This is a genomic window from Pedobacter sp. P26 (genome assembly GCF_050632135.1).
Taxonomy (GTDB): domain Bacteria; phylum Bacteroidota; class Bacteroidia; order Sphingobacteriales; family Sphingobacteriaceae; genus Pedobacter.
The window spans coordinates 4,665,178-4,687,269 of sequence record NZ_CP192574.1; the positions used below are offsets into that span (position 1 = coordinate 4,665,178).

The following is a 22,092-nucleotide window of genomic DNA, read 5'->3' on the forward strand; positions in this document are numbered from 1 at the left end:
AATTTTACTTTACTTTTTACCTTATTTTTTTACCAGCTTAGCGCAGACTCTTAAACCAGATTCGACCAAAAAACTCGAAGAAGTTACCGTAAAAGGTTACTATAATCACCAAACCTTACTAAGATCGGTATCGGCTGTAAGCGTGGTAGATAGTAGCTTAATAAAAAACCAATCCAACAGTTCATTTGTGAGCGTGTTAAATACTGTGCCCGGGGTACGGATGGAAGAACGTTCGCCTGGCAGCTATCGTTTATCGCTCCGTGGCAGTTTACTCCGGTCTCCTTTTGGCATACGAAATATTAAAATTTACATCGATGATTTCCCCTTAACTGATGCAGGTGGAAATACCTACCTAAACGCTTTAGATGTTTCTGCGGTAGGTATGATGGAAATTTATAAGGGGCCGGAAGCCAGTATTTTTGGTGCAAATACAGGTGGTGCTATCTTAATCAATCCTCCTGCAATAAACCGCAATGAAATTGATATTTCAGCTAATGGCGGTTCCTACGGCCTCTTCCATCAAACGGCATCAATCACACAGCAATATAAAAAGTATAGTTTCAGTTTTAACGAAGGATACGAGAGAAGTGATGGGTATCGACAAAACAGTGCAATGGGTAGAAAATATTTTCAAACTTTGCAGCAATGGAATTATAGCAATGCCGGTAATTTAAAGGCTTTTGCTTTTTATAGCGATTTAAAATACGAAACACCAGGTGGTTTAACAGCTGCACAATTAGATCAAGATCCTAAGCTGGCCCGCCCCGCGACAGCAACATTACCCGGCGCCATTTCACAGCAAGCTGCCATTTATAATAAAACCATTTTCGGGGGAATAGCTAACTCCTACCAGATCAGCCGGCGGTTTAAACACGTTATTGCTTTATTCACCTCTTATACCGATTTCAAGAACCCTTTTATTACCAATTACGAACAGCGCTATGAAAGTACATTCGGATTAAGAACATTTTTAGAATATGCGCAGACAAAAGAAGATTTCAAATTTAACGCTCAGATCGGGTTAGAAAGTTCAGCCACAAAAAGCCAGATTAAAAATTTCGATAATAATGGTGGTGAAGCGACTAAAATGCAGGCCTCAGACCGCTTAAAAGCCAGTCAGGATTTTGCTTATTTCATGCTAAATTTCGATATCAGCAATAAATTCCTGATCGAACTTGCTTCGAGTTTAAATTTCTACAGGTACAATTATGGGAGTTATTTCCCAATTGTTATTGCCTCAAAACAAAGAAAATTCGATGCCCGGTTTATGCCAAAGGCAGCAGTATCTTATCTCATCACTTCTGATTTTTCGGCCAGGGCTTCAATCAGTAAAGGTTATTCGCCACCAACGATTGCAGAAGTAAGGTCATCTGATAACAATATCAATAACAACCTGCAGGCAGAACTCGGTTGGAATTATGAATTAGGGCTGCGTTATAAAACCAAAAATAAACGTTTTTATGCCACAGGAAACTTATTCACTTACCGTTTGAAGGATGCTATAGTTAGAAGGTTAAATCAAAACGATGCCGAGTATTTTATCAACGCCGGGGGAACCAAACAACAGGGAATTGAACTGGAAACTACCCTTTGGATCATCAGAAATGATGACTCCTTTTTAACAGGTTTACAATGGAGAAGTAATTATACTTTTAGCCATTTTAGATTTGAAAATTTTGTAAACGGCACCATTACTTTTAGCGGCAACAAACTTACCGGAGTTCCGGAAAGCATTTTAGTTAATAGTTTGGAGTTTAATTTTCCGAAAGCATTTTACCTTTTTGTGCAACACAATTATACCGCTTCAATCCCTTTAAACGATAACAATACCGTTTTTGCAAAAAGATATCATTTGGTTGAAAGCAAATTAGGCATCAGAAATTTAAGCGTCAACAAAATTCATTTAGATCTATTTGCGGGGGTAAATAACCTGCTCAACATGAAATACAGTTTAGGCAATGACTTAAACGCAACCAATGGAAGGTATTTTAACCCAGCCCCAGGAATTAATTTTTATACCGGCCTCTCTATTCAATTGTAATCTTTAAATCGCATCATATAAATTGAACATCTATATGATGCGATTATGCTATAAACTAAAAGGCTTCTTGTTTTTCTCTTTCCCTGATGGTCACATCGCTCACTACTATCTCTATGGCATAGCGCTTTTTACCGTCTGTACCATCATAAACATTTGTTTGTAACCTGCCTTCTACAGTTAAGCCTGTACCCTTTTTAACCTGAGCTTCGGCAAGCTCGGCTTTTGCATTCCAGAAAGTTAAATTAAACCATTGTACTCTTTTTACTTCCTCACCCCCAGAATTTCTATAGGTTTCGTTTATGGCCAGGTTAACCTTTGCCAATTTTTGAGTTCCAAAAGTTTTAATCTCTGCATCTGCTCCTGCAAATCCGCTCAATACTACTTTGTTAATTGCACTTTCCATGATCTTTAAATTTTAAGTTTCTAAATGTTTAACGAACAGTCATCACCTCGATAACCGACAGGACAAAATTGCAAACAGCATCAAAAATTAGTCGGATTGTAAACATTTATAGTCGTTTATAAACGTTTATACACGGATAATATACTTCTGAACCTTCAATATGATGTTTTTATTTTTTTATTCCACCATTTTATTTTATAAATTAGAACATCATCCCATAATAAAAAAAGAAATTATTATGGAACGTTTATGTTTAGACTGCGGAACCCTGATTAGAGGAAGGGCCGATAAAAAATACTGCGATGATTCTTGCCGCAGCAATTACAACAATCGTTTAAAGATTGAAGATAACCTCGTGATTAAAAGGGTAAATAACATACTAAAAAAGAATCGTGCTATCCTGGCTGCGCTTAATCCAAATGGTAAAACAAAGGTTACCAGTAAAAAGCTGGTTTCAGCAGGCTTTAATTTTGAATATCACACCTATAGTTATGAAACCCACAATGGGAACACCTATATTTTTTGCTACGAATACGGTTACTTAATTCTAAATGATGATAGCTATCTGCTGGTAAAAAAAGAAGAAAGCTTAGGTTAGCCTCATTAAAATGCTTCGGTTTGCCGCTATTTAAACACCTAAAATTTGCGGAAGCCAGGCGCGTGATTTTTTTATTCAAGAGGAGATGATTAGTTTTATCAACTATGATAAACTATAATGATAAGCTTTTTAAACCCGTAAATCATACAGAAAACGGCGAAACATCAAATGAAACCGTTTTTAAATATAAACAATCAGGAAATATCCTAACTGCTGAATATGAGGGTGGAAAGATTATTTCTGGGCATTTGATTGGCTTAGTGGATGAAAATGGCAACATCGAAATGTGCTATCACCATGTAAATAAGCAAGGTGAATTAATGACCGGAATCTGCAATTCAAAGCCAGAACAATTAGCCAATGTCAAAATCAGACTCCATGAAACCTGGCAGTAGACATCGAGAGATCAATCGAAAGGACAATCTATCATTGAAGAGCAATAAGCATAATTACAAATAGACCTCTTTACAATTGTTATGCTTATCAAAGAAAATCTCACAAACCGGTTATCATCTATATTACTAACCGCATCCGATTTAGTTTACAGCCCGCTTGATTATCAAATAAACAATCTGCAAATTGAAAATGAAAGTCAGGAATATGTAGCTTGTACTTTTGAGTTAAACAGGCTAAAAATTAAACACCGCCTTTCTAAAATCACCCCAACCAAGACAGGGCAATTTGTAACTATATGGAAGCGGGATGAAGCCGGAATTACGACTCCGTTTACAGATCAGGATGAATTTGACCTATTGATTATATCTGCTAATGATGCCGGCCAATCAGGCCAGTTCATTTTTCCAAAAGCCATATTGGCAAAATATAAAATTATCACGGCAAATGGAATAGAAGGTAAAAGAGGGATTAGGGTTTATCCACCCTGGGATATAGTAACAAATAAACAGGCAGAGAAAACCCAACAGTGGCAAACGCCTTATTTTCTTCATATTGACATCAATGGAAATACCGATCTTACAAGGGCGAAGAAATTAATTGACAACGGAATTAAATAAACGGGATTTTAAAATCCGGTTAAACTTAGCAAGTTTCGGGTAGTTTAGCGTTTCTTTCCAAACTATTTTTGGATATTAAATTATTCAAGACCATGAAAGCACAAGGAGAAATCAATTTTAACCGGATAGCCGAAGCCATAAGCTATATCAAGGCGAATTTCAAAACACAGCCTGGTTTAGAACAAATTGCAGAAAAAGTAAACCTAAGCCCTTTTCATTTCCAAAGATTATTTAGCGAGTGGGCAGGCACTACTCCTAAACGTTTTTTGCAATACATTAGCATTGGTTATGCTAAAGAAATGCTGAAAGAAAACCAAAGTTTATTCGACACTGCATTAGAAACCGGCTTATCGGGAACCAGCAGACTGCACGATCTTTTTGTAAATATTGAAGGTATGACACCTGGCGAATACAAAAATCGCGGCGAAAACCTTTGTATCAATTATAGTTTTGCAGAAAGTCCATTTGGTAATGTTATTGTAGCCAGCACCTCAAAAGGAATCTGCCATATCGCTTTTTTCGACGATGAAAATACTGCTTTTGCAAATCTGCAATGCCAGTTTCCAGCGGCTCAATACCAGCAGATATTGGATAAAGAACAGCAAAATGCTTTATACATTTTCAGTCACGATTGGAGCAAACTGCACCAGATTAAACTGCATTTAAAAGGGACGAATTTCCAGTTAAAAGTTTGGGAAGCGCTGTTAAAAATCCCTATGGGCAAATTAGCCACTTATGGAAACATTGCAAAACAACTACAAAACCCCAACGCATCCAGAGCGGTAGGTACAGCCATTGGCGATAATCCGGTAGCCTTCCTCATTCCCTGCCACCGGGTAATACAATCAAGCGGTGCTTTGGGCGGCTACCATTGGGGAGTAAACCGAAAAACAGCCATGATTGGTTGGGAAGCAGCAAAAACCAATGTTTAGTTCCGCATGATCAAACATATTGATATTTCAACTGAAGAATTAAAAAAGCATTTTAAAAACAAAGATATTTGCTTCGGCGGAAATGCCCGGTTGAAAATTTACGGACTACTTAAATGTAAGTCGGGAAAGCGGATGAAGAAAGAAAACCGTGTATTTTTCCGTTCTGTAGATGAAGTGCTTCAACATGGCTACCGCCCTTGCGGGCATTGCTTAAAAACGGCATATAAAAAATGGATTTATTCAACACCACAATAGCTATTAACCAAAATCTGCTTCCTCATGGCGGAACAGTAAATTATTATGGCAAATTATTCCCGATACCAGAAGCTGATCATTATTTCGATGCATTGATGAATACGATTGAGTGGAAAAATGATGAAGCTTTTATTATGGGCAAACACATTATTACCAAAAGAAAAGTAGCCTGGTATGGAGATGAATCCTATGCGTACACCTATTCTAATAAATCCAAAACAGCTTTACCATGGACAAAAGAACTTCTTGAACTCAAAAGAATTTCGGAAGAACAAACAGGCCAAACTTATAACTCTTGTCTGCTCAATTTATATCATAACGGAGATGAAGGCATGGCTTACCACAGTGATGATGAAAAAGCTTTGGCAAAAGATTCTGCCATTGCATCTTTAAGTTTTGGCGCCGAAAGGAGATTTCTTTTCAAACACAAGCAGAGCAAAGAAACGGTTACTTTATTTTTAGAGCATGGCAGTTTGCTGGTGATGAAAGATGAAACGCAAACGAATTGGCTTCATCGCCTTCCCCCTACTAAAAAAGTAAATCAGCCAAGGGTAAACCTCACCTTTAGAACAATGGTGGTTTAATCCTGACTGATTAAAAAGTACTTTAATTTGCTTTGGTTTCTGCCACTACGAACCAAAGCATTTTTTTTTAATGCTTAAACTCCTTAATATCTACAATGCGGTCGTCGTCGGCATTTTTCTTTAAGAAAGAGGTTCCGTGCTCATTTGGTACCCACGTGTAGTCTCTTTGGATATTTGCTACCAAGGTTTCAGGCTGACTGGTTAATGATGCAGGCAGAGGTAGATTAAAAGTTTCTCCTGTTTTGGTATTTACCTGGTATAAAGCATTTGCCGTCAAAAATGCCAATGTAGTTTTATCGCTGGAATACATAAAGAATTTCCCCTGGATACGCTCATCTTCATTTTGACGCTTAATCGGGTAAACCCTTGAGTTGATCGTTGTGATAAAGAAATCGTTGTTCACCAACAGATTGCTCCTCGTTAACTCCTCTAATCCATTTGTATATTTTTTATCTTCAGCACCTTTTGATGACTTGTTTAAGCTCACCACATCTGCTTTTCCTCCATTTACATAAATAATATAAAAAGGATCCATTTTCTCTTTTTCATTTGCACTCTGCACCAATACGGCTGTTTTTTGCGTATTGATGAAAGAAGCAACCTTAAATTTCTTTGTTTCAGCATTTGGCGCATCATCAATCGTAATGACAGTATCCTTATATTTAATGGCAAAGCGATCGGCAGCGGCTAGTTTTCCTGAATCGGTTTTTACAATGGTTAATATATCTTTTGTTGATTTTGGAAATACATTAAAATCATCAGTCGTCGCAAATGCGCGTGCTTTAAAAGTTTTTTCAGAATTGCCTCCGCAGCCAGATAAAACAACGGAAAGTAAGAGTGCATAAAGCGTAATTTTCATGGGTTTAGCTATTTATTTTTTTGCTAATTTATAACCTTTATTGCTTTTCTGTTATTAAAGTCACCAGAAAATTACCGCTTTTGGTTAAAAATTTGATTTATGGGATATTAGAAGAGTTTTAACCGCGAGGCAGACAATAGCTCTCGATGCAATCTTTCATTTTTACCATAGAGATCACAAGGAAAAGGCACAGCATTGGAATTCCATCATCCGTTTTACATTATCCATCTTTCATTTTTATCTTTTACGTAAATTTGCAGGAGCAATAACCCAATAGTCTCCCGCTGATTTCGCAGATCACCGCAGAACCCATTCCATCATTCGCCTTACATTTCCCATCTTCCATTTTTTACCTTTTACGTAAATCGGCAGGAGCAATAACCCAATAGTCTCCCGCTGATTTCGCAGATCACCGCAGACCCCATTCCATCATCCATATTACATGCTCTAACGTCTGCGCAAATCTTCTTAAATCTGCGGGAACAAAAATCAAAAGGTTTCCACAGATCACCGCAGAACTCATTCCATCATTCGCCTTACATTTCTCATCTTCCATTCTTCCTCCTTACCTAACCTCTCCAATTTTACCCTCCACACTTAAAACTAAATTTCCTATTTTTGATTAAACGATCATCCAATGCCGGGCTCAACAAACTTTCTCACTAGAAATAAAAGTATAATCTTATATGGGGTGTTCCTCGCGGCATTACTTTTTTTATTGAAGTGGTTAGAGCTTCGTTTTCTTATCATTAACCATGCCTTCGAAATTTATGCAGGTTCAATCGCTATAATTTTTACTGCTTTAGGTATTTGGCTGGCCTTAAAATTAACCAGCCCCAAAACCATACTGATCGAAAAACAGGTTTTTATTGAGCAGCCTGAAAATTTCATTCTTAACAAAACAGCATTGGCCAGGTTAAACATCAGCAAAAGAGAACTGGAAGTTTTACAATTGATGTCGGAAGGTTTGAGCAACCAGGAAATGGCAGAGCGGTTATTTGTTTCATTGAATACCATTAAAACACATAATGCCAGGCTTTTCGAAAAACTGGAAGTAAAACGCCGGATACAGGCCATAGAAACCGCTAAAAAACTTAACCTCATCGCTTGATCGCATTGGTACTTTAGTATTAAATAAGCTGATTTCAGAAAAATCACCCTAAAGTATGAAGCTAAAAAAGATTAATCAGAGCAATTTTGTGGTGTAAACCAATAAAAAAATCAGACATGAAAAAGAACGTAATTGTATTCGGATTAATTGCCGGCTTAATCGTATCGGTATTAATGATAATTTCAATATCAAGATGTTATAACGACCCGAACCTTGAACACAGCATGCTTGTTGGCTATGCTTCGATGGTATTGGCTTTCTCTTTTATTTTTGTAGGAATTAAAAATTACCGTGATAAGTACAACGATGGATTGATTACCTTTGGTAAAGCCTTAAAAATCGGGCTATTAATCAGTTTGATTGCTTCAAGTATATACGTTGTGGTATGGCTGATCGATTTTTATATATTTATTCCTGATTTTATGGATAGGTATATTGCTCAGGCATTAAGAGAAGCCAAAGAAAGTGGTGCATCTGCAACAGAACTTGCTAACAAAGCTAAGGAGTTGGCTTCAGGTCAGGAGTTATATAAAAACCCCATAATGGTGGTATTGTTTACCTATATGGAAATTTTACCAGTAGGTATTTTGATATCATTCGTTGCCGCACTGATCTTAAAAAGAAAACCAGGCATACCAATAGTTGAAAAAGCAGTTTAAGTACAAGTTTGTTAACCATAAAAAACACGACGATGACGCACAGTTCGCAGAGTTGAATGTAAGTTAATTCCATCATCCGTATTAAATTTATATTCTCTACCGTCTCCACAAATCTCCTTAAATATGCGGGAACAAAAACTGGTGGTTTCTGCTGATTCCGCATTGCTATGCAGAATCCATTCCATGATATATATTTATACTAATTTTGATCAAAAGACTATAGAAATGAAGATTTTTGCCGAAACCGAACGCTTAATTTTACGCGAACTAATGCCTACCGATGCTGAGGGTATGTTTGTAATGGACAGTGACCCCGATGTTCATCTTTATCTTGGCAACAGGCCTGTAAAATCAATTGAACAAAGTATCGCAGAGATCGAATTTATCAGAAAACAATATACCGAAAATGGTATAGGGAGATGGGCTGTTGTCGAAAAAGCAACAGGTAATTTCGTAGGTTGGTCTGGCTTAAAACTCATCAAAGAAGCTACAAATAACCATATTAATTATTACGATTTGGGCTATCGGTTTAGTAAACAGTTTTGGGGAAAGGGTTATGCTACAGAAACTGCAATTGCCGCACGCGACTATGGTTTTAATGAACTCAAATTGAATGAGATTATTGGTATTGCAGATATCAATAACCTGGGATCTATCCATGTTCTGGAAAAAGCAGGTTTAAAACGGATCTCTATTTTCGATTACAATAGTATAAAACACCATTGGATGAAGATTGAAAAATAAGCACGATTTTAATCAAAAGACAATTTTATCTTTTTATGGTTTAGTTTTTGATGTTAAAAAGGAAAATCACATAAAACTTTTGTTATGAAACACCTTATTTACTGTGGAATGTTGATCTTATTATTGAGTTCTTGTAAAGAAAAATTAAATCTGGCAAGTTTTACCAATACCAAATGGGAATTAACGGAGCTGCCAGGATTAACTTTACCCTCAACAGCAAAAGCAACACTAAACTTTGCTGACAGTCTTAAAATCAGCGGAAAATCATTCTGTAACAGTTATGGCGGACAGGGAGAAATTGCTGATCATAAAATAACCGTTAAAAATGTTTTTAGCACAAAAATGTTCTGTCAGGAAACAGATGCTGCCGAACGCGCATACTTACACGCCCTTAATCAGGTTAATAGTGCTAAAATGACTGATAATAAACTATATCTGTTAAATGGCGATAAAACCTTGATGGTTTTCAGCAAAACTAACTAGAATCTTTACATGTATAAAAAGGCTGAACAAAGTATTTTTTACTATTTTCGGCCTTTTGAGTTAACGCAGAAGTAATGCCATCGATAATACCAGATCTGAAGTTTTTTTTCTCGACCATAAGAAAAGCATTTAATTTATTTCAACAGAATGATCCCTTACGTTTGGCCGGTGCTACCGCTTTTTCACCAATTTCGCTTTACCTCCAATATTAATTATCCTGATCAGACTTTTTGGTATGTTTACTGATAGAAGGCTATTGGCTACACACCTGTTCGAACGATTGGCCAGTATTCTTGATAATGAAAGTATTACACAAATAAGAACTACATTAAGAAACATCCGGGGGATTGATCAAGCCTGGTATGTTACGCTGTTCAGTTTTATATTTTTCCTTTTTGTAGCTACCACGCTATTCAATGTGATTAAAAACTCTTTAGAACAGATCTGGAATATAGGCCAGAAAGATAAAAAAGGTATCATCAACACCCTTAAATCAAGAGCTATATCTGTTACCATTATTTTATTGGCCGGGATATTATTCTTTATAGGTTTGCTTGCAGATAGTATGCAGGCCTATATTGGTGCATTTCTAAAAAACGGAGCCCCTTCTTTTGGATTGGTCTTAACTTCAATAATCAATCAATTGGTTTTTGTAATCATTGTAACCACCTGGTTTACTATACTTTTCAGGTATTTAACCAATGGTCGTCCTACCTGGCGGGCAGCAATTTCAGGAGGCTTACTCACCGGATGCTTATTTACTGCCGGAAAATATATCTTACGGATTTTATTGCCACTGAGTAACATCAGCAACATCTATGGATCAGCTGGATCGATTATCGTAATTATGCTTTTTGTATTCTACTCTTCATTGATATTCTATTTCGGCGCTTCATTTATTAAAGCATTGAGCGTGGGAAGGGCCACCCCCATTATACCCAAAAATGGGTCTTTCGCTTATGAACTAACCGAAGTTGAACCGGAAAATTAAGACTAAATGCAGCCTTTTAATTGGTAAACTTAATTTATACCGCGAGGTTTTTGATCAGTTTATCAAGCAGGGCTTTCAATTGGATAATTTCTTCAAGGTTTATACCCAGATGATCGCCAAGCTGAGCCCGTAAAGCTGGTGCTTTTTCTTTCAATGCCAATCCTTTTTCTGTAAGCGATATCACGATGCTTCTTTCATCTTTTAATGACCTCACGCGTTCCACAAGTCCGGTTTCCTGCATACGTTTAAGCAAAGGGGTTAAGGTATTCGATTGCAGCATCAATTTCTGTGAAAGCAGGCTTAGGCTAACTGAATCGTTTTCCCATAACACCATTAATACCAGATATTGGGGATAGGTTATGCCCAGGGTATCAAGCACAGGCTGATAACACTTGGTTACTAACCTCGAAGCAGCATAAAGTGGAAAACACAATTGATTTTCCAGTTTTAAAGACTCATCTATTTCCATCACTCTGTTTTTCTTTAACAATAATCAACATTAAAATATACAAAAAAGTAAATCATTTTCTCCGAATTTGCTGTTGAATACAAAAGATCGGTTGTTGTTAATTAGATGGAGCAGGGAAATCTTTAAGCTATTTTAAAGATTTCTCCACTACTATCGAAATGACGCCCCATCTCCATCTGTCATCCCCCCTACTTAATTCAATAATTAAATTACTTCCAATTTAACATCGATGTTTCCACGGGTTGCATTTGAATATGGACATATTGTATGCGCTTTCTCTACCAATTGCTGAGCCTGTGCGGCTTCAATGCCTGGGATATGCACCTGTAACGAAACGCCTAACTTAAAGCCTCCTTTTTCATCTGGATGCAGCGAAACATTTGCTTTAACGGTAGAAGGCTCTTCGGACTTCACCTTATCCTGATGCATAATTAAGTTTAGTGCGCTATCAAAGCAAGCTGCATAACCTGCTGCAAAAAGCTGTTCAGGATTGGTGTAGCCCTCACCGGTACCACCCAATTCCTTTGGCATTCTCACTTCAAGTTCTAAAACACCATTTTCACTTGTTATTTTTCCATTACGTCCGCCAGTTACTGTGGCGCTTGTTTCATACAACGTTTTCATATTCTATTTTTATTTGTATCGCAAACGATTGTATCGTTTACGATACAAATTTAATCAACTATTTTACAAAAGCAAATTTTTATTTTTAGCAGTTCAGGTATGGCCTTTTCCATACAGTTGGAAATAATACAAAATGCATAAAAAAAGGTGTCCATTTTTTAATGAACACCTTTCGGTTTTTATTAATTTCTATTACAGAATCCTATAACCTAAGCCAACGGTAAATAAGTTTAACTTAGTACCAGGATAGCCTGATTTATTGATTTTTGATAAGCCCAGTTCGTAACGTGCATCAAAGCTTAGTTTTTTAAGGTCTAAACCTGCACCAAACTGCCATGCCAAGGCCTGATTTTTAAAATCGGCCCTGAAAACGTTCCCTGCAGCCTGACCAAAACTTTGGTTTTCATCTAATATCAATGAGAACATTGGTCCCGTGTTTAAACGGAGTCCGACTCCGGCGGCACCAAATTTTGTACCCACCAATAGTGGCACATCAAGACTTGTAAAACGCACTCTATTTACCTCTCCCGTTGCATCACTTACTAAATCCGCTTTTTTCCCTGATACATAAAGCTCTGGTTGAAAATAAACTCCAGCGGCACCTACTCTAGCCCAAAGGCCTCCGTAAAAACCTGTGCGGTTATTGCTGTTAAAAGTGTTTTCACTGTCAAATTTCGAAAAATTTGCACCAGCTTTAATGCCCAGCTGGAAAGACGGTAGTACCTGTGCGCTGGCGAATAAGCCAACAAGCAAAAAGGCAACGGTTAAAGATAAAAATTTCATATGCGATTAAATTTAGCTGGTGGCATTGTTAATGGCTTCTTGTTCTTTTAAAGCATCAACATTGTTTTTATCACCAAAGTTTTGTGTTTTACCCGCAAAGTAATCTAAAATTCCTGATATAGTATCTAAGTTATCAGCTAAATTTTGATGAATATCTGGTAAATCTTTTTCAAGGCGGCTATCGCCCAATTCGATGTTATCTACTTCAATTTTACCAATTTTTTGAATAAGTGCCTGCTGAGAGTTTTGCAAATCTTCCAATTCACGCACGATCTTTTCCATCAATTCAAACTTCTTTAAAGTATTCATAGATTCTTATTTTTAGTTAAACTATTCCTTATAAACCCCTTAGCCAGTATTTTGTTTTATTTCTCAATCTTTTAATAAACAGATTTGGAATTATCTAAAACAACTAATAAATTAGTTAAAATTATCTTTTATGAACTTTTATGAAAAATTTCCTTACACTATTGTTCTTATTTAATTTAAATTTAGCCGGTTACGCACAAAATGCAAGCGCTGTAGATAAGGAAAAACTTTTCGACTTCTATCAGACCCAGCGTTATGCCGATGCTGCTCAATATTTAAAAAGCATTTATGGAGAAGAAGTAAACGATTTTAAAACCCTTAGCCAGATTGGCTATTGTTTTTTAATGGCTGGCAATAATGTAGAAGCCGAAAAATTTTACAGCAAAGCCTATACACTGCAGCCACAAAACCTCCCTATTCTCTTTAGTTTGGGCAGCATCAATAACAAAAGGGGGAATACCGAAAAGGCCAAAAAGTATTATGGGGAAATTGTGCAGATAGACCGTAATAATTTTAATGTTTACAAACTGTTAGCCAATCTTTATCCATTGCCAACAGATTCAATGAAACTCGTTTACCTGTTAAAGGCTAATCAGATTAATCCCTTGGAGGGTCATGTTGCTGCGGATCTGGCTGAGGTTCATGCTGCATATCAGCAATACGAAAAGGCTTATGATGTACTTGACATTGCCATTAAGGGAGATAGTGACAACCTGGTGCTGCAAAGAGCAAAACTCCCGATAACCAATCAGCTTAAAAAATATGCAGAGGTAATTTCCTCCGGAGAAAAATTATTGAAGGATGGTGCCGATGCTGGAGTAATAAAAGATGTAGCAAAAGCTTATTATTACACCAAAAAATATCAGAAAGCGATTGATCTTTTTAAATTGTTAGGAGTTGCAGCCATGCAGAATGAGGCTACTTTATATTATACCTCACTCAGTTACCGGGCATTAAAAAATTATCCACAGGCGGCTCTTTATACTAAGAAAACCATAGATGAAGCCATTTCGCCAAATACCTCTAATTATTACTCGCTATTAGGACTGGTTTACGAAGAAAACAACCAGTTAACATTGGCTAACGCCGCCTACAAGAAAGGACTGCAGTTTAAAGCAATGCCTACCCTGTATTACCGTTTAGCAGTATTTTACGATACCAGATTAAAACAAGGGAAAAATGCACTTAAATATTATAACCTTTACTTAAAAAGCAAGCCCAGCTTGACTGATGATAAAGAAGAAATCAAATTTTCAAGAGATAGGATTGCACAACTGAACCTGACGGATTAAACCAGATCTTCGAAAACAGGTTTTACATTATCCCAAAATTCATCCAGGGCAATTATTCTAGGTTTAAAAAAGGAAATTAACGTCGGCCAGTGCTGTTGATTAAAAATACTTACTCCGGTTATGCTGATGGAAATCTGAGATACCGTTTTTCCGAAATCATCAGTTGCATCTTTAATCCAGTCCCACTTTTCGTTTACAGTATTGCTAAACAGGAGTTTAAATTCTTCAAACTGCTCGAAGATGAGGTGCCTGATTTCAGCATCAGGATGCGACAGTTGAATGCTGATAAATGCCTTCTTACCATCAACATCCATTTTAAAGAAGATGTTCTTCACTCCAGTTTTGTAGTTCGTCCAGTTTACGGTTGAACCACTTGCTGAAGGGACAGGTTTCATATATTGCCCAAAACTGATCCAAAATTGTTGCCGCAAACGGGCTGCTTCTTCTTTACTATACATTATTTTTTTAGCATCTAATAGAGGCTTATCATTATTAAACTAAAATCGTCATTCCCGCGCAGGCGGGAATCTTACTACTCACCGCATTACGATTCCCAATCAAGTTGGGAATGACGACCATTCGCCTACTTTTAGCAAAGCTGCAATTATAAGCGATTAATATTTGTATTCAAAATGATAGTTACCTGATCCTATTTCTTCTTTTTTATCTGCTTTTGGCAATACAACTGTAGCACTTGCATTGGCTGGCACGGTTACATCCAGCTTAAAAATGCCATCTGCAATAGCCCATGATGATTTAACCGTACCGTAAACCGTTTCCAGTTCTGCTGAAGCATTGGTTAATTTCCCACCTGGTCTGGGTGCAATTAAAATGTTTTTGTAACCTGCTTGCGCTGATACGGGATTAATACCGCCAATATTTTTATACATCCAATCGCCAATGGCACCATAAGCGTAGTGGTTAAAAGAATTCATATCTGCTGTTTGAAAAGATCCATCCTGTTTAATGCCATCCCAGCGCTCCCAAATGGTGGTTGCCCCCATCTTAACCGGATACAGCCATGAAGGATAACTTTCCTGCAATAACAGGTCATAAGCAACATCTTCGTGTCCAAAACGGCTCAATACATGACAAAGATATGGTGTACCCAAAAAACCTGTAGTCAGGTGGTTTCCATAATCCCTTACATTATCTACCAGTCTTTGCGCAGCCTTCGCACGTAAGTTTTCAGGCAGCATATCAAACTGTAAAGCCAGTACGTAAGCCGTTTGGGTATTAGAGACCAATTTGCCGCTTGGCGTCATATTTTCTTTGATGTAAGCTGTTTTAATCTGTTCCAAAAGCGCATTGTACTTCTTTACGTCGTCTGTTTTACCCAATACCTTTGCGGCATTTATCAGCAACTGGGTTGAGTGTGCGTAAAATGTTTGGGCAATCATATACTTATCTGTCACTGCGGCACGTCCATCGTTGTCATCATTGGGCCGGTAAAACAGCCAATCGCCAAAGTGGAAACCCGTATTCCAAAGGTTATTTTTTGCCACTGATGAAATATAATCAACCCACTTTTTCATACTTTCATACTGCGTTTCCAAAATGCCTTTGTCTCCATAGGATACATACATGTCCCATGGCACAATGGTAGCCACATCGGCCCAACCTGCAGAACCTGCATCATTTTGGTTCAGCACATTTGGTATTACAAATGGAACACTACCATTCGGAAGCTGATCTGCAGAAACATCTTTTAGCCATTTGGTAAAAAAGCCCGATACATCCATATTATATGCCGCAGTTAGGGCGAATGCCTGGGCATCCCCTGTCCAGCCTAAACGTTCATCTCTTTGTGGACAATCTGTTGGCACATCAACAAAATTCCCTTTCTGTCCCCAGCTAATATTATGCTGCAATTGATTTAGTAAAGGATTAGAGGTGCTGAATTTACCACTGGTTTTCATGTCCGAATAAACAGCTACTGCGGTCAGGTTTTCCAACTTCAGTTCACCCGGGTATCCGTCTATTTTGACGTACCTAAAGCCCTGAAAAGAAAAATGTGGTTCGAATACCTGTTCGGTTCTGCCATTTAAAATATAATTGTTCTGTTGCCTGGCTGACCGGAGGTTAGTGGTATAAAAATTGCCTTCTTTGGTTAGTACTTCAGCATGGCTAATGGTAATTTTGTTACCTGCTGCACCTTTAGCTTTTAACATTACCCAGCCCACTAAGTTCTGCCCGAAATCAACCACGGTTTCACCTTTTGGGGTTCTAAATATTTTTAAGGCTTTAAACGTTTCGTGTTTGGTTACCTGCGGTCCGCTCATCCCAACCAGTTTTTCCGACCCCTTGGTCAGCTCCTGTACAGGTTTCCAGCCAGCGTCTTTAAATCCAATATTGTTCCAGCCACTGCGTTCTAACCGGGCATCGTAGGTTTCTCCATCGTAAATATTGGAAGCCAGTATCGGCCCATAACCTGTTTTCCAGCTATTATCCGTTACGATGGTTTCTTTGCTTCCGTCGGTATATTCAACTTCCAGTTGCATTAACAATGCCCTGGTATCGCCATAAAATTGTTTTTGATTACTAAATCCGATACGCCCTTTATACCAGCCATCGCCTAGTGAAACGCCAATTACGTTGGCACCTTTTTTTAGCGATTGCTTAACATCATAAACCTGGTATTGAATATGATCTTTATAACTTGTCCAGCCTGGTGCAAAATAAGCATCACTAACGCGCCCGCCATTGATACTGGCTTCATACAAGCCCTTAGCGGTAATGTAAGCCATTGCAGATTTTACTTCTTTTTTAAGGTTAAATTCTTTTCTGAACAAAGGGCTGGCCAGGGAAGTATCCTTTCCTGATACCGAAATCCACTTTGCGCTCCAGTCTTCAGGTTTTAAACCTGTTTGAAAAAACTGAACGGGCGACCATGCAGATGCATTTCCATGATTATCTTTTACCCTAACCTGCCAGTAATATTTAGTTTTTGATGATAATTGAGGACCATCATAAGCAATCAATACCGATTGATCGTTATTTACCCTAGTCTTCCACAAAACTTTATCAATTTTTGCAGTAGTTCCCAGTCTAATTTCATAATTACTTTGTTTGGTGTTTTTGATGACAGAGACAATTTTCCAACTAAATCTGGGTTTCGGATTATCAATACTAAAAGGATTTACTAAATGCTCAACAGTTAAATCTTTTAAAGAGATTTTCTGTGCTGAGGCATTAGTTGTAAATAAAAATAGTAAAGCAATGGCAAACATTGCGCTTAACTTGCAGGAGATTCTGTTCATAAATGGTTAGCGTTAAATTTTTTAGTTTTAACACTACTATATTCAGCAATATAATTCAACCAACCATCCTGTACTGTCATGAAAAATTAAGCGTTAAAGTAACGCCTGTTACCACACCCAGCTACAAAAACAGATATTTAACTAAAAAGGGAGATAGAATTACCTATTCATTAGTCGGGCTACATATTTCCCGATTATATCGAATTCTAAATTTACGGTATCACCAACTTCAACTTCCTGTAAATTGGTATGTTCAAAAGTATAAGGGATGATAAATACCGAAAACTCGTCGTCTGCAGAATTTACGACAGTTAAGCTGATACCGTTTACACAGGCAGAACCCTTTTCTACAGTTACATTTCCGGCACTGGCATCATATTTAAAGCGATATTCCCAGCTGCCATCCAGTTCTTCGCGTTTAATGCAAACTGCCGTCTGGTCTACGTGGCCCTGTACTATATGTCCATCTAAACGGGCATTCATCTGCATGCAGCGCTCAAGGTTAACTTTACTACCCACTTTTAAACCATTGAGATTGGTTTTGTTTAGCGTTTCATCTATAGCGGTAACGGTATGTGTTCCATCATTCAGCGCCACCACCGTCAAACATACGCCGTTATGGGCTACACTCTGATCAATTTTCAACTCATGGCTGATTGCAGAAGAGATGGTAAAGTGAATATTGGTATGGTCGTTTTTAATGGCAGTAACCTCGCCAAGTGTTTCTATAATTCCTGTGAACATTTTGTGTTTCTCTTTTTTCTACACGTCATTCCCGCGCAGGCGGGAACCTTAATGCTATATACAAACTCGACTATGGCATCAAGATTCCCAATCAAGTTGGGAATGACGATCCCTGCAATGAATAATTTATTTTAATACTTCAATCTGTTCTTTCTCCAATCAGAGCTATTTTTAACAAAGCTATCACTCAACTTCCCCTCTTTCTTTTCAAACAGTTTTGCAGCAATAACCGCAGCAATTAAGGCTTCCGTTTCATCCTGTACCTTTAAACTTTCTGGCTTAAAGTAGTTACCTACAAAATGTGTGTCGAAATCACCTGTTTTAAAAGCCTCATGTTGCATGACAAATTTACCAAAACCCAAAGTAGTTTCTATCCCAGTAATATCATATTCTTCAATTGCCCTGACCATACGCTCAATAGCCTCCTCCCTATCTTTACCGTAAGTGATCAGTTTAGCGATCATCGGATCATAATAAATCGGGATTTCCATACCCTGCTCAAAGCCATCATCAACCCTTACGCCGTTTCCTTTAGGGGTATTGTAGGTGTGTAAAGTACCAATATCAGGCAGGAAATTATTGGCCGGATCTTCGGCATAAACCCTAAGTTCGATGGCGTGTCCACTGATTTTTAAATCTTCCTGAGTAAAGCTCAATTTTTCGCCAGAAGCAATTTTTAGCTGTTCTTTCACCAGGTCTATGCCGGTGATAAGTTCGGTTACGGGATGCTCTACCTGCAAGCGGGTATTCATTTCCAGGAAAAAGAAATCGAGATGCTCATCTAAAATAAACTCTACCGTACCAGCACCCGTATAATTAACCGAACGGGCTACATCTACCGCACATTTACCCATCCGTTGTCTGATTTCTTCAGTTAAAACAGATGAGGGGGCTTCTTCTACCACTTTCTGGTGACGGCGCTGCACAGAACATTCCCGTTCAAAAAGATGCACGATATTGCCATGCGTATCACCCAAAACCTGTATTTCGATATGCCTTGGCGAAGTAACATATCGTTCAATAAAAACGGCCCCATCTCCAAATGCCGAAGTAGCTTCACTTACGGCAAGCTGCATCTGTTCTTCAAAATCTTCAGCCCGCTCTACAATACGCATCCCTTTACCTCCGCCACCTGCAGCTGCTTTGATTAATATCGGGAAACCAACTTCGATTGCACGTTGTTTTGCCTCGTTTACATCCTGAATGGCTTCTTCCGTTCCAGGAACCATAGGAATGTTATATTGTAGTGCTGCTGCCTTTGCAGATAATTTGTTACCCATGGTTTCCATCGCTTGTGGTGAAGGACCAACCAGAATGAGTCCGGCATCGGCAACCATTTGTGCAAAATTTGCATTTTCTGATAAAAACCCATATCCCGGATGGATGGCTTCAGCACCCATTAGTTTACAGGCATCGATAATTTTCTCACCGACCAAATAACTCTGATTAGAGGGAGCCGGACCAATACAAACTGCCTCATCGGCGTAACGCACATGCAGTGCATTCCGGTCTGCTTCAGAAAAAACAGCAACGGTTTTAATCCCCATTTCCTTTGCTGAGCGCATGATACGCAAAGCAATTTCGCCACGGTTAGCGATTAAGAGTTTGGAGATGGGAGTTAGGGGTTTGGAGTTATTGGGCATGTTGGTTAGACTTTATGTATATGCAGATCGTAAATGAACTACCTGACTATTGACCATGAACTATAAAACTATTTGATTTCGGACTCCCGACTTCGGACCTCCGGCTAATACAAATGTAATATTATTTCGATTGCCTGATCGATCATTTCAGCACTCAGATCCAAATGTGTTACCAAACGAATGGTGCTGGCACTGGTGGTATTGCAATGCAAGCCTTTTTCTTTCAAATTATGCACAATTTTCTCTGCCGAACCTTTTTCTACTTCGAAAATAACGATGTTAGTTTCAACCGGCATTACCGATTTTACATACTTTGCCCTCGCCAGTGCATCGGCTAAAACCTGTGCATGGGCATGATCATCCTTTAAACGTGTTACATGGTTATCAAGCCCATAAATACCAGCAGCGGCTAAGAACCCGGCCTGTCGCATGCCTCCACCAAAAGCTTTCCTGATTTTACGCGCTTTGCGGATCATCTGTTTACTGCCTAATAATACCGAACCAACGGGTGCGCCGAGTCCTTTAGATAAACAAACTGAAATGCCATCAAAATATTTACCATATTCTCCTGCCTTATCGCCTGTGGCTGTTAGTGCATTAAAAATACGTGCACCATCTAAATGCAGTTTTAATCCTTTTATATTACAAAGGTGATGAATAGGCGCAATCTGTGATAAGGTATAACAGCTCCCGCCACCTTTATTTACTGTATTTTCCAAAACAACCAAGCTGGTGTTGGGATAGTGGATATTATCTTCGTTAATTTCAGGTTCGATTAGCTCTGGAGTCAAAATTCCACGTTCGCCATGCAACAGCCTTACCGATGCGCCGGAATGGAAAGCAATGCCCCCAATTTCATAACGATAAACATGTGCCGTCTGATCGCAGATTACCTCGTCCATGGGCTGGGTAAAACACTTGATCGCAATCTGGTTGGTCATCGTTCCGGATGGGCAGAACAATCCCGCTTCCATATTAAAGGTCGAGGCCAATTTTGTCTCTAATGCATGCACCGTTTCATCTTCGCCAAAAACATCATCGCCAACTTTTGCATTCATCATCGCATCCAACATTCCCGCAGTTGGTCTGGTTACCGTATCACTCCTGAAATCTAAAAATCTGTTGTTCATTTCGCTATTTTGTTGTAAAATATTGTTGACAATAAAAAAATACCATTGCCCTTTCTGGTATAATTTTAAGGTTTTTCGGCCATTAAATGCCCTATATAGTGTATTTTTTACACACTTAATTTTCGACAACAACAAATTGTTAAAAAATTATTAAAAAAAGGATACAAAATATAAGACTTTTTATACTTTTATCGTGCTAAAACCAAAAATAAATAAAATGATAGTAATTGCAGACGGCGGATCTACCAAAACAAATTGGTGTTTGATTAACGAGGCCGGCAGAAAAATTTACTTTAACACCGAAGGTTACAATCCATATTTTTCAAAAGGAGAGTACATTGTAAAGTCTTTGAATGAGACTCTTCCAGACCACTTGGAAAGAGAGAAATTGACAGCAGTTTATTACTACGGTGCCGGCTGTTCTACACCTGCAAATGTTAAGATTGTGGCTGATGCCATGCAAGAGATCTTCATTAATGCAAAAATCTTTGTAGGCCATGATTTACTTGCTTCATCCAGAGCGCTCCTTGGAAACGAACCAGGATTTGCTGCTATTTTAGGCACAGGAACAAACTCATGCCTGTATGATGGATCTGAAATTACCATGAACATCGATTCATTGGGTTATTTCCTGGGTGATGAAGGTAGCGGTTCGTATATTGGTAAACGTATTTTAAGCGATTACATGAAAGGTTACATGCCAAAAGGACTACGCGAAGCTTTTTACGATAATTATGCTTTAACCAACGAAGATATTTTCGATAACATTTACAATAAGCCATTGCCAAACCGTTTCTGCGCAAGCTTTAGTAAATTCTTATACGATTTTAAAGATAATTACGAAGATTATGCTTTTGCTACCATCGATTATGCTTTTACTGCATTTTTCGAAGCTTTGGTCATTCACTATCCCAACTACAAAGACCACAAATTGAACTGTGTAGGTTCAGTAGGTTATAGTTTCCGTGATATTTTAAGTATTGTAGCCGACCGTTACGAAATGGGGGTGGGTAAAATTATCCGCTCACCTATAGATGACCTGGTACATTATCACCTGGAGTTAGCGCCTAAGGCTTAGTCTTCAGTCCTAAGTCTGGAGTCTTTAGTCCGGAGTCGTATATAATAAACAAGCAAAAAAACCCGGTTTGAAATTTCAAACCGGGTT

25 protein-coding genes are annotated in these 22,092 nt (G+C 38.2%); 14 read left to right on the forward strand and 11 right to left on the reverse strand.

All coding sequences use genetic code 11. The annotated features are described in order from the left end of the window. Position 1: 1 nt before the first annotated feature. Positions 2-2,041 (forward strand): TonB-dependent receptor, encoded by a 2,040-nt coding sequence (locus ACQ86H_RS21655; protein ID WP_431295439.1) that lies wholly within the window; start codon positions 2-4, stop codon positions 2,039-2,041. Positions 2,042-2,096: 55 nt separating this feature from the next. Here ACQ86H_RS21655 and ACQ86H_RS21660 read toward each other — a convergent pair whose 3' ends face one another. Then, entirely contained in the window at positions 2,097-2,444 is a 348-nt protein-coding gene (locus ACQ86H_RS21660; protein WP_138820552.1) for a single-stranded DNA-binding protein, read from the reverse strand. Between the two features lie 238 nt (positions 2,445-2,682). Here ACQ86H_RS21660 and ACQ86H_RS21665 point away from each other — a divergent pair, with 238 nt between their 5' ends. From ACQ86H_RS21665 to ACQ86H_RS21690, 6 genes are all read left to right on the forward strand, one after another. Next, positions 2,683-3,042, forward strand: coding sequence for a hypothetical protein (locus ACQ86H_RS21665; RefSeq protein WP_138820551.1), 360 nt, complete (start codon positions 2,683-2,685; stop codon positions 3,040-3,042). Positions 3,043-3,146: 104 nt separating this feature from the next. Beyond that, positions 3,147-3,437: a n-acetylglutamate synthase gene (locus ACQ86H_RS21670; protein ID WP_138820550.1), complete on the forward strand. Its 291-nt coding sequence runs from the start codon at positions 3,147-3,149 to the stop codon at positions 3,435-3,437. 81 nt (positions 3,438-3,518) lie between these two features. Beyond that, a complete protein-coding gene (locus tag ACQ86H_RS21675) occupies positions 3,519-4,055 on the forward strand; it encodes a MepB family protein (protein WP_138820549.1) in 537 nt (178 codons plus the stop codon). Between the two features lie 92 nt (positions 4,056-4,147). Beyond that, positions 4,148-4,987: a methylated-DNA--[protein]-cysteine S-methyltransferase gene (locus tag ACQ86H_RS21680; RefSeq protein ID WP_431292442.1), complete on the forward strand. Its 840-nt coding sequence runs from the start codon at positions 4,148-4,150 to the stop codon at positions 4,985-4,987. Between the two features lie 6 nt (positions 4,988-4,993). Further along, entirely contained in the window at positions 4,994-5,242 is a 249-nt protein-coding gene (locus tag ACQ86H_RS21685) for an Ada metal-binding domain-containing protein (RefSeq protein ID WP_138820547.1), read from the forward strand. After that, on the forward strand, positions 5,218-5,826 hold the full coding sequence (locus tag ACQ86H_RS21690) for an alpha-ketoglutarate-dependent dioxygenase AlkB family protein (protein WP_431292443.1): 609 nt from the start codon (positions 5,218-5,220) through the stop codon (positions 5,824-5,826). The genes ACQ86H_RS21685 and ACQ86H_RS21690 overlap by 25 nt, the downstream gene beginning before the upstream one ends. Positions 5,827-5,893: 67 nt before the next feature. Here ACQ86H_RS21690 and ACQ86H_RS21695 read toward each other — a convergent pair whose 3' ends face one another. Continuing rightward, positions 5,894-6,685: a hypothetical protein gene (locus ACQ86H_RS21695; protein WP_138820545.1), complete on the reverse strand. Its 792-nt coding sequence runs from the start codon at positions 6,683-6,685 to the stop codon at positions 5,894-5,896. Positions 6,686-7,403: 718 nt separating this feature from the next. Here ACQ86H_RS21695 and ACQ86H_RS21700 point away from each other — a divergent pair. The 5 genes from ACQ86H_RS21700 to ACQ86H_RS21720 all read left to right on the forward strand — a co-directional run bounded on the left by ACQ86H_RS21700 (position 7,404) and on the right by ACQ86H_RS21720 (position 10,673). After that, on the forward strand, positions 7,404-7,796 hold the full coding sequence (locus tag ACQ86H_RS21700; RefSeq protein WP_431292444.1) for a response regulator transcription factor: 393 nt from the start codon (positions 7,404-7,406) through the stop codon (positions 7,794-7,796). 116 nt (positions 7,797-7,912) lie between these two features. Continuing rightward, on the forward strand, positions 7,913-8,455 hold the full coding sequence (locus ACQ86H_RS21705) for a DUF4199 domain-containing protein (RefSeq protein ID WP_431292445.1): 543 nt from the start codon (positions 7,913-7,915) through the stop codon (positions 8,453-8,455). 225 nt (positions 8,456-8,680) lie between these two features. Beyond that, positions 8,681-9,199 carry a GNAT family N-acetyltransferase gene (locus tag ACQ86H_RS21710; RefSeq protein ID WP_431292446.1) on the forward strand — a complete coding sequence of 173 codons (519 nt, stop codon included), beginning with the start codon at positions 8,681-8,683 and terminating at the stop codon, positions 9,197-9,199. Positions 9,200-9,283: 84 nt separating this feature from the next. Next, positions 9,284-9,682: an META domain-containing protein gene (locus ACQ86H_RS21715; protein WP_431292447.1), complete on the forward strand. Its 399-nt coding sequence runs from the start codon at positions 9,284-9,286 to the stop codon at positions 9,680-9,682. A gap of 235 nt (positions 9,683-9,917) precedes the next feature. Beyond that, positions 9,918-10,673: a YihY/virulence factor BrkB family protein gene (locus ACQ86H_RS21720; protein ID WP_431292448.1), complete on the forward strand. Its 756-nt coding sequence runs from the start codon at positions 9,918-9,920 to the stop codon at positions 10,671-10,673. A 34-nt stretch (positions 10,674-10,707) separates the two neighbouring features. Here ACQ86H_RS21720 and ACQ86H_RS21725 read toward each other — a convergent pair whose 3' ends face one another. The 4 genes from ACQ86H_RS21725 to ACQ86H_RS21740 all read right to left on the reverse strand — a co-directional run bounded on the left by ACQ86H_RS21725 (position 10,708) and on the right by ACQ86H_RS21740 (position 12,858). Further along, positions 10,708-11,163, reverse strand: a complete 456-nt coding sequence (locus ACQ86H_RS21725; RefSeq protein WP_431292449.1) for a MarR family winged helix-turn-helix transcriptional regulator — start codon at positions 11,161-11,163, stop codon at positions 10,708-10,710. A gap of 183 nt (positions 11,164-11,346) precedes the next feature. Continuing rightward, on the reverse strand, positions 11,347-11,766 hold the full coding sequence (locus ACQ86H_RS21730; RefSeq protein ID WP_431292450.1) for an organic hydroperoxide resistance protein: 420 nt from the start codon (positions 11,764-11,766) through the stop codon (positions 11,347-11,349). A 192-nt stretch (positions 11,767-11,958) separates the two neighbouring features. After that, complete coding sequence (locus tag ACQ86H_RS21735; protein ID WP_431292451.1) at positions 11,959-12,549, reverse strand: porin family protein; 591 nt, start codon at positions 12,547-12,549, stop codon at positions 11,959-11,961. Positions 12,550-12,561: 12 nt separating this feature from the next. Continuing rightward, positions 12,562-12,858 (reverse strand): hypothetical protein, encoded by a 297-nt coding sequence (locus ACQ86H_RS21740; protein WP_121282359.1) that lies wholly within the window; start codon positions 12,856-12,858, stop codon positions 12,562-12,564. A gap of 140 nt (positions 12,859-12,998) precedes the next feature. Here ACQ86H_RS21740 and ACQ86H_RS21745 point away from each other — a divergent pair, with 140 nt between their 5' ends. Then, complete coding sequence (locus tag ACQ86H_RS21745) at positions 12,999-14,150, forward strand: tetratricopeptide repeat protein (protein WP_431292452.1); 1,152 nt, start codon at positions 12,999-13,001, stop codon at positions 14,148-14,150. Here ACQ86H_RS21745 and ACQ86H_RS21750 read toward each other — a convergent pair. From ACQ86H_RS21750 to ACQ86H_RS21770, 5 genes are all read right to left on the reverse strand, one after another. Beyond that, entirely contained in the window at positions 14,147-14,608 is a 462-nt protein-coding gene (locus ACQ86H_RS21750; RefSeq protein WP_431292453.1) for a DUF4268 domain-containing protein, read from the reverse strand. The two genes, ACQ86H_RS21745 and ACQ86H_RS21750, sit on opposite strands and share 4 nt — an antisense overlap. A 156-nt stretch (positions 14,609-14,764) precedes the next feature. Beyond that, positions 14,765-17,410 (reverse strand): family 78 glycoside hydrolase catalytic domain, encoded by a 2,646-nt coding sequence (locus ACQ86H_RS21755; protein ID WP_431292454.1) that lies wholly within the window; start codon positions 17,408-17,410, stop codon positions 14,765-14,767. Positions 17,411-17,569: 159 nt separating this feature from the next. Then, positions 17,570-18,154 carry a riboflavin synthase gene (locus tag ACQ86H_RS21760; RefSeq protein ID WP_138820534.1) on the reverse strand — a complete coding sequence of 195 codons (585 nt, stop codon included), beginning with the start codon at positions 18,152-18,154 and terminating at the stop codon, positions 17,570-17,572. A gap of 131 nt (positions 18,155-18,285) precedes the next feature. Then, on the reverse strand, positions 18,286-19,797 hold the full coding sequence (accC, locus tag ACQ86H_RS21765) for an acetyl-CoA carboxylase biotin carboxylase subunit (protein WP_138820533.1): 1,512 nt from the start codon (positions 19,795-19,797) through the stop codon (positions 18,286-18,288). Between the two features lie 104 nt (positions 19,798-19,901). Further along, positions 19,902-20,927 carry a threonine aldolase family protein gene (locus ACQ86H_RS21770; RefSeq protein ID WP_431295440.1) on the reverse strand — a complete coding sequence of 342 codons (1,026 nt, stop codon included), beginning with the start codon at positions 20,925-20,927 and terminating at the stop codon, positions 19,902-19,904. 217 nt (positions 20,928-21,144) lie between these two features. Here ACQ86H_RS21770 and ACQ86H_RS21775 point away from each other — a divergent pair, with 217 nt between their 5' ends. Continuing rightward, the gene (locus ACQ86H_RS21775; RefSeq protein ID WP_138820531.1) at positions 21,145-22,005 is read left to right on the forward strand and encodes an N-acetylglucosamine kinase; all 861 of its coding nucleotides are present in this window, start codon (positions 21,145-21,147) and stop codon (positions 22,003-22,005) included. The last annotated feature ends 87 nt before the right edge of the window (positions 22,006-22,092 follow it).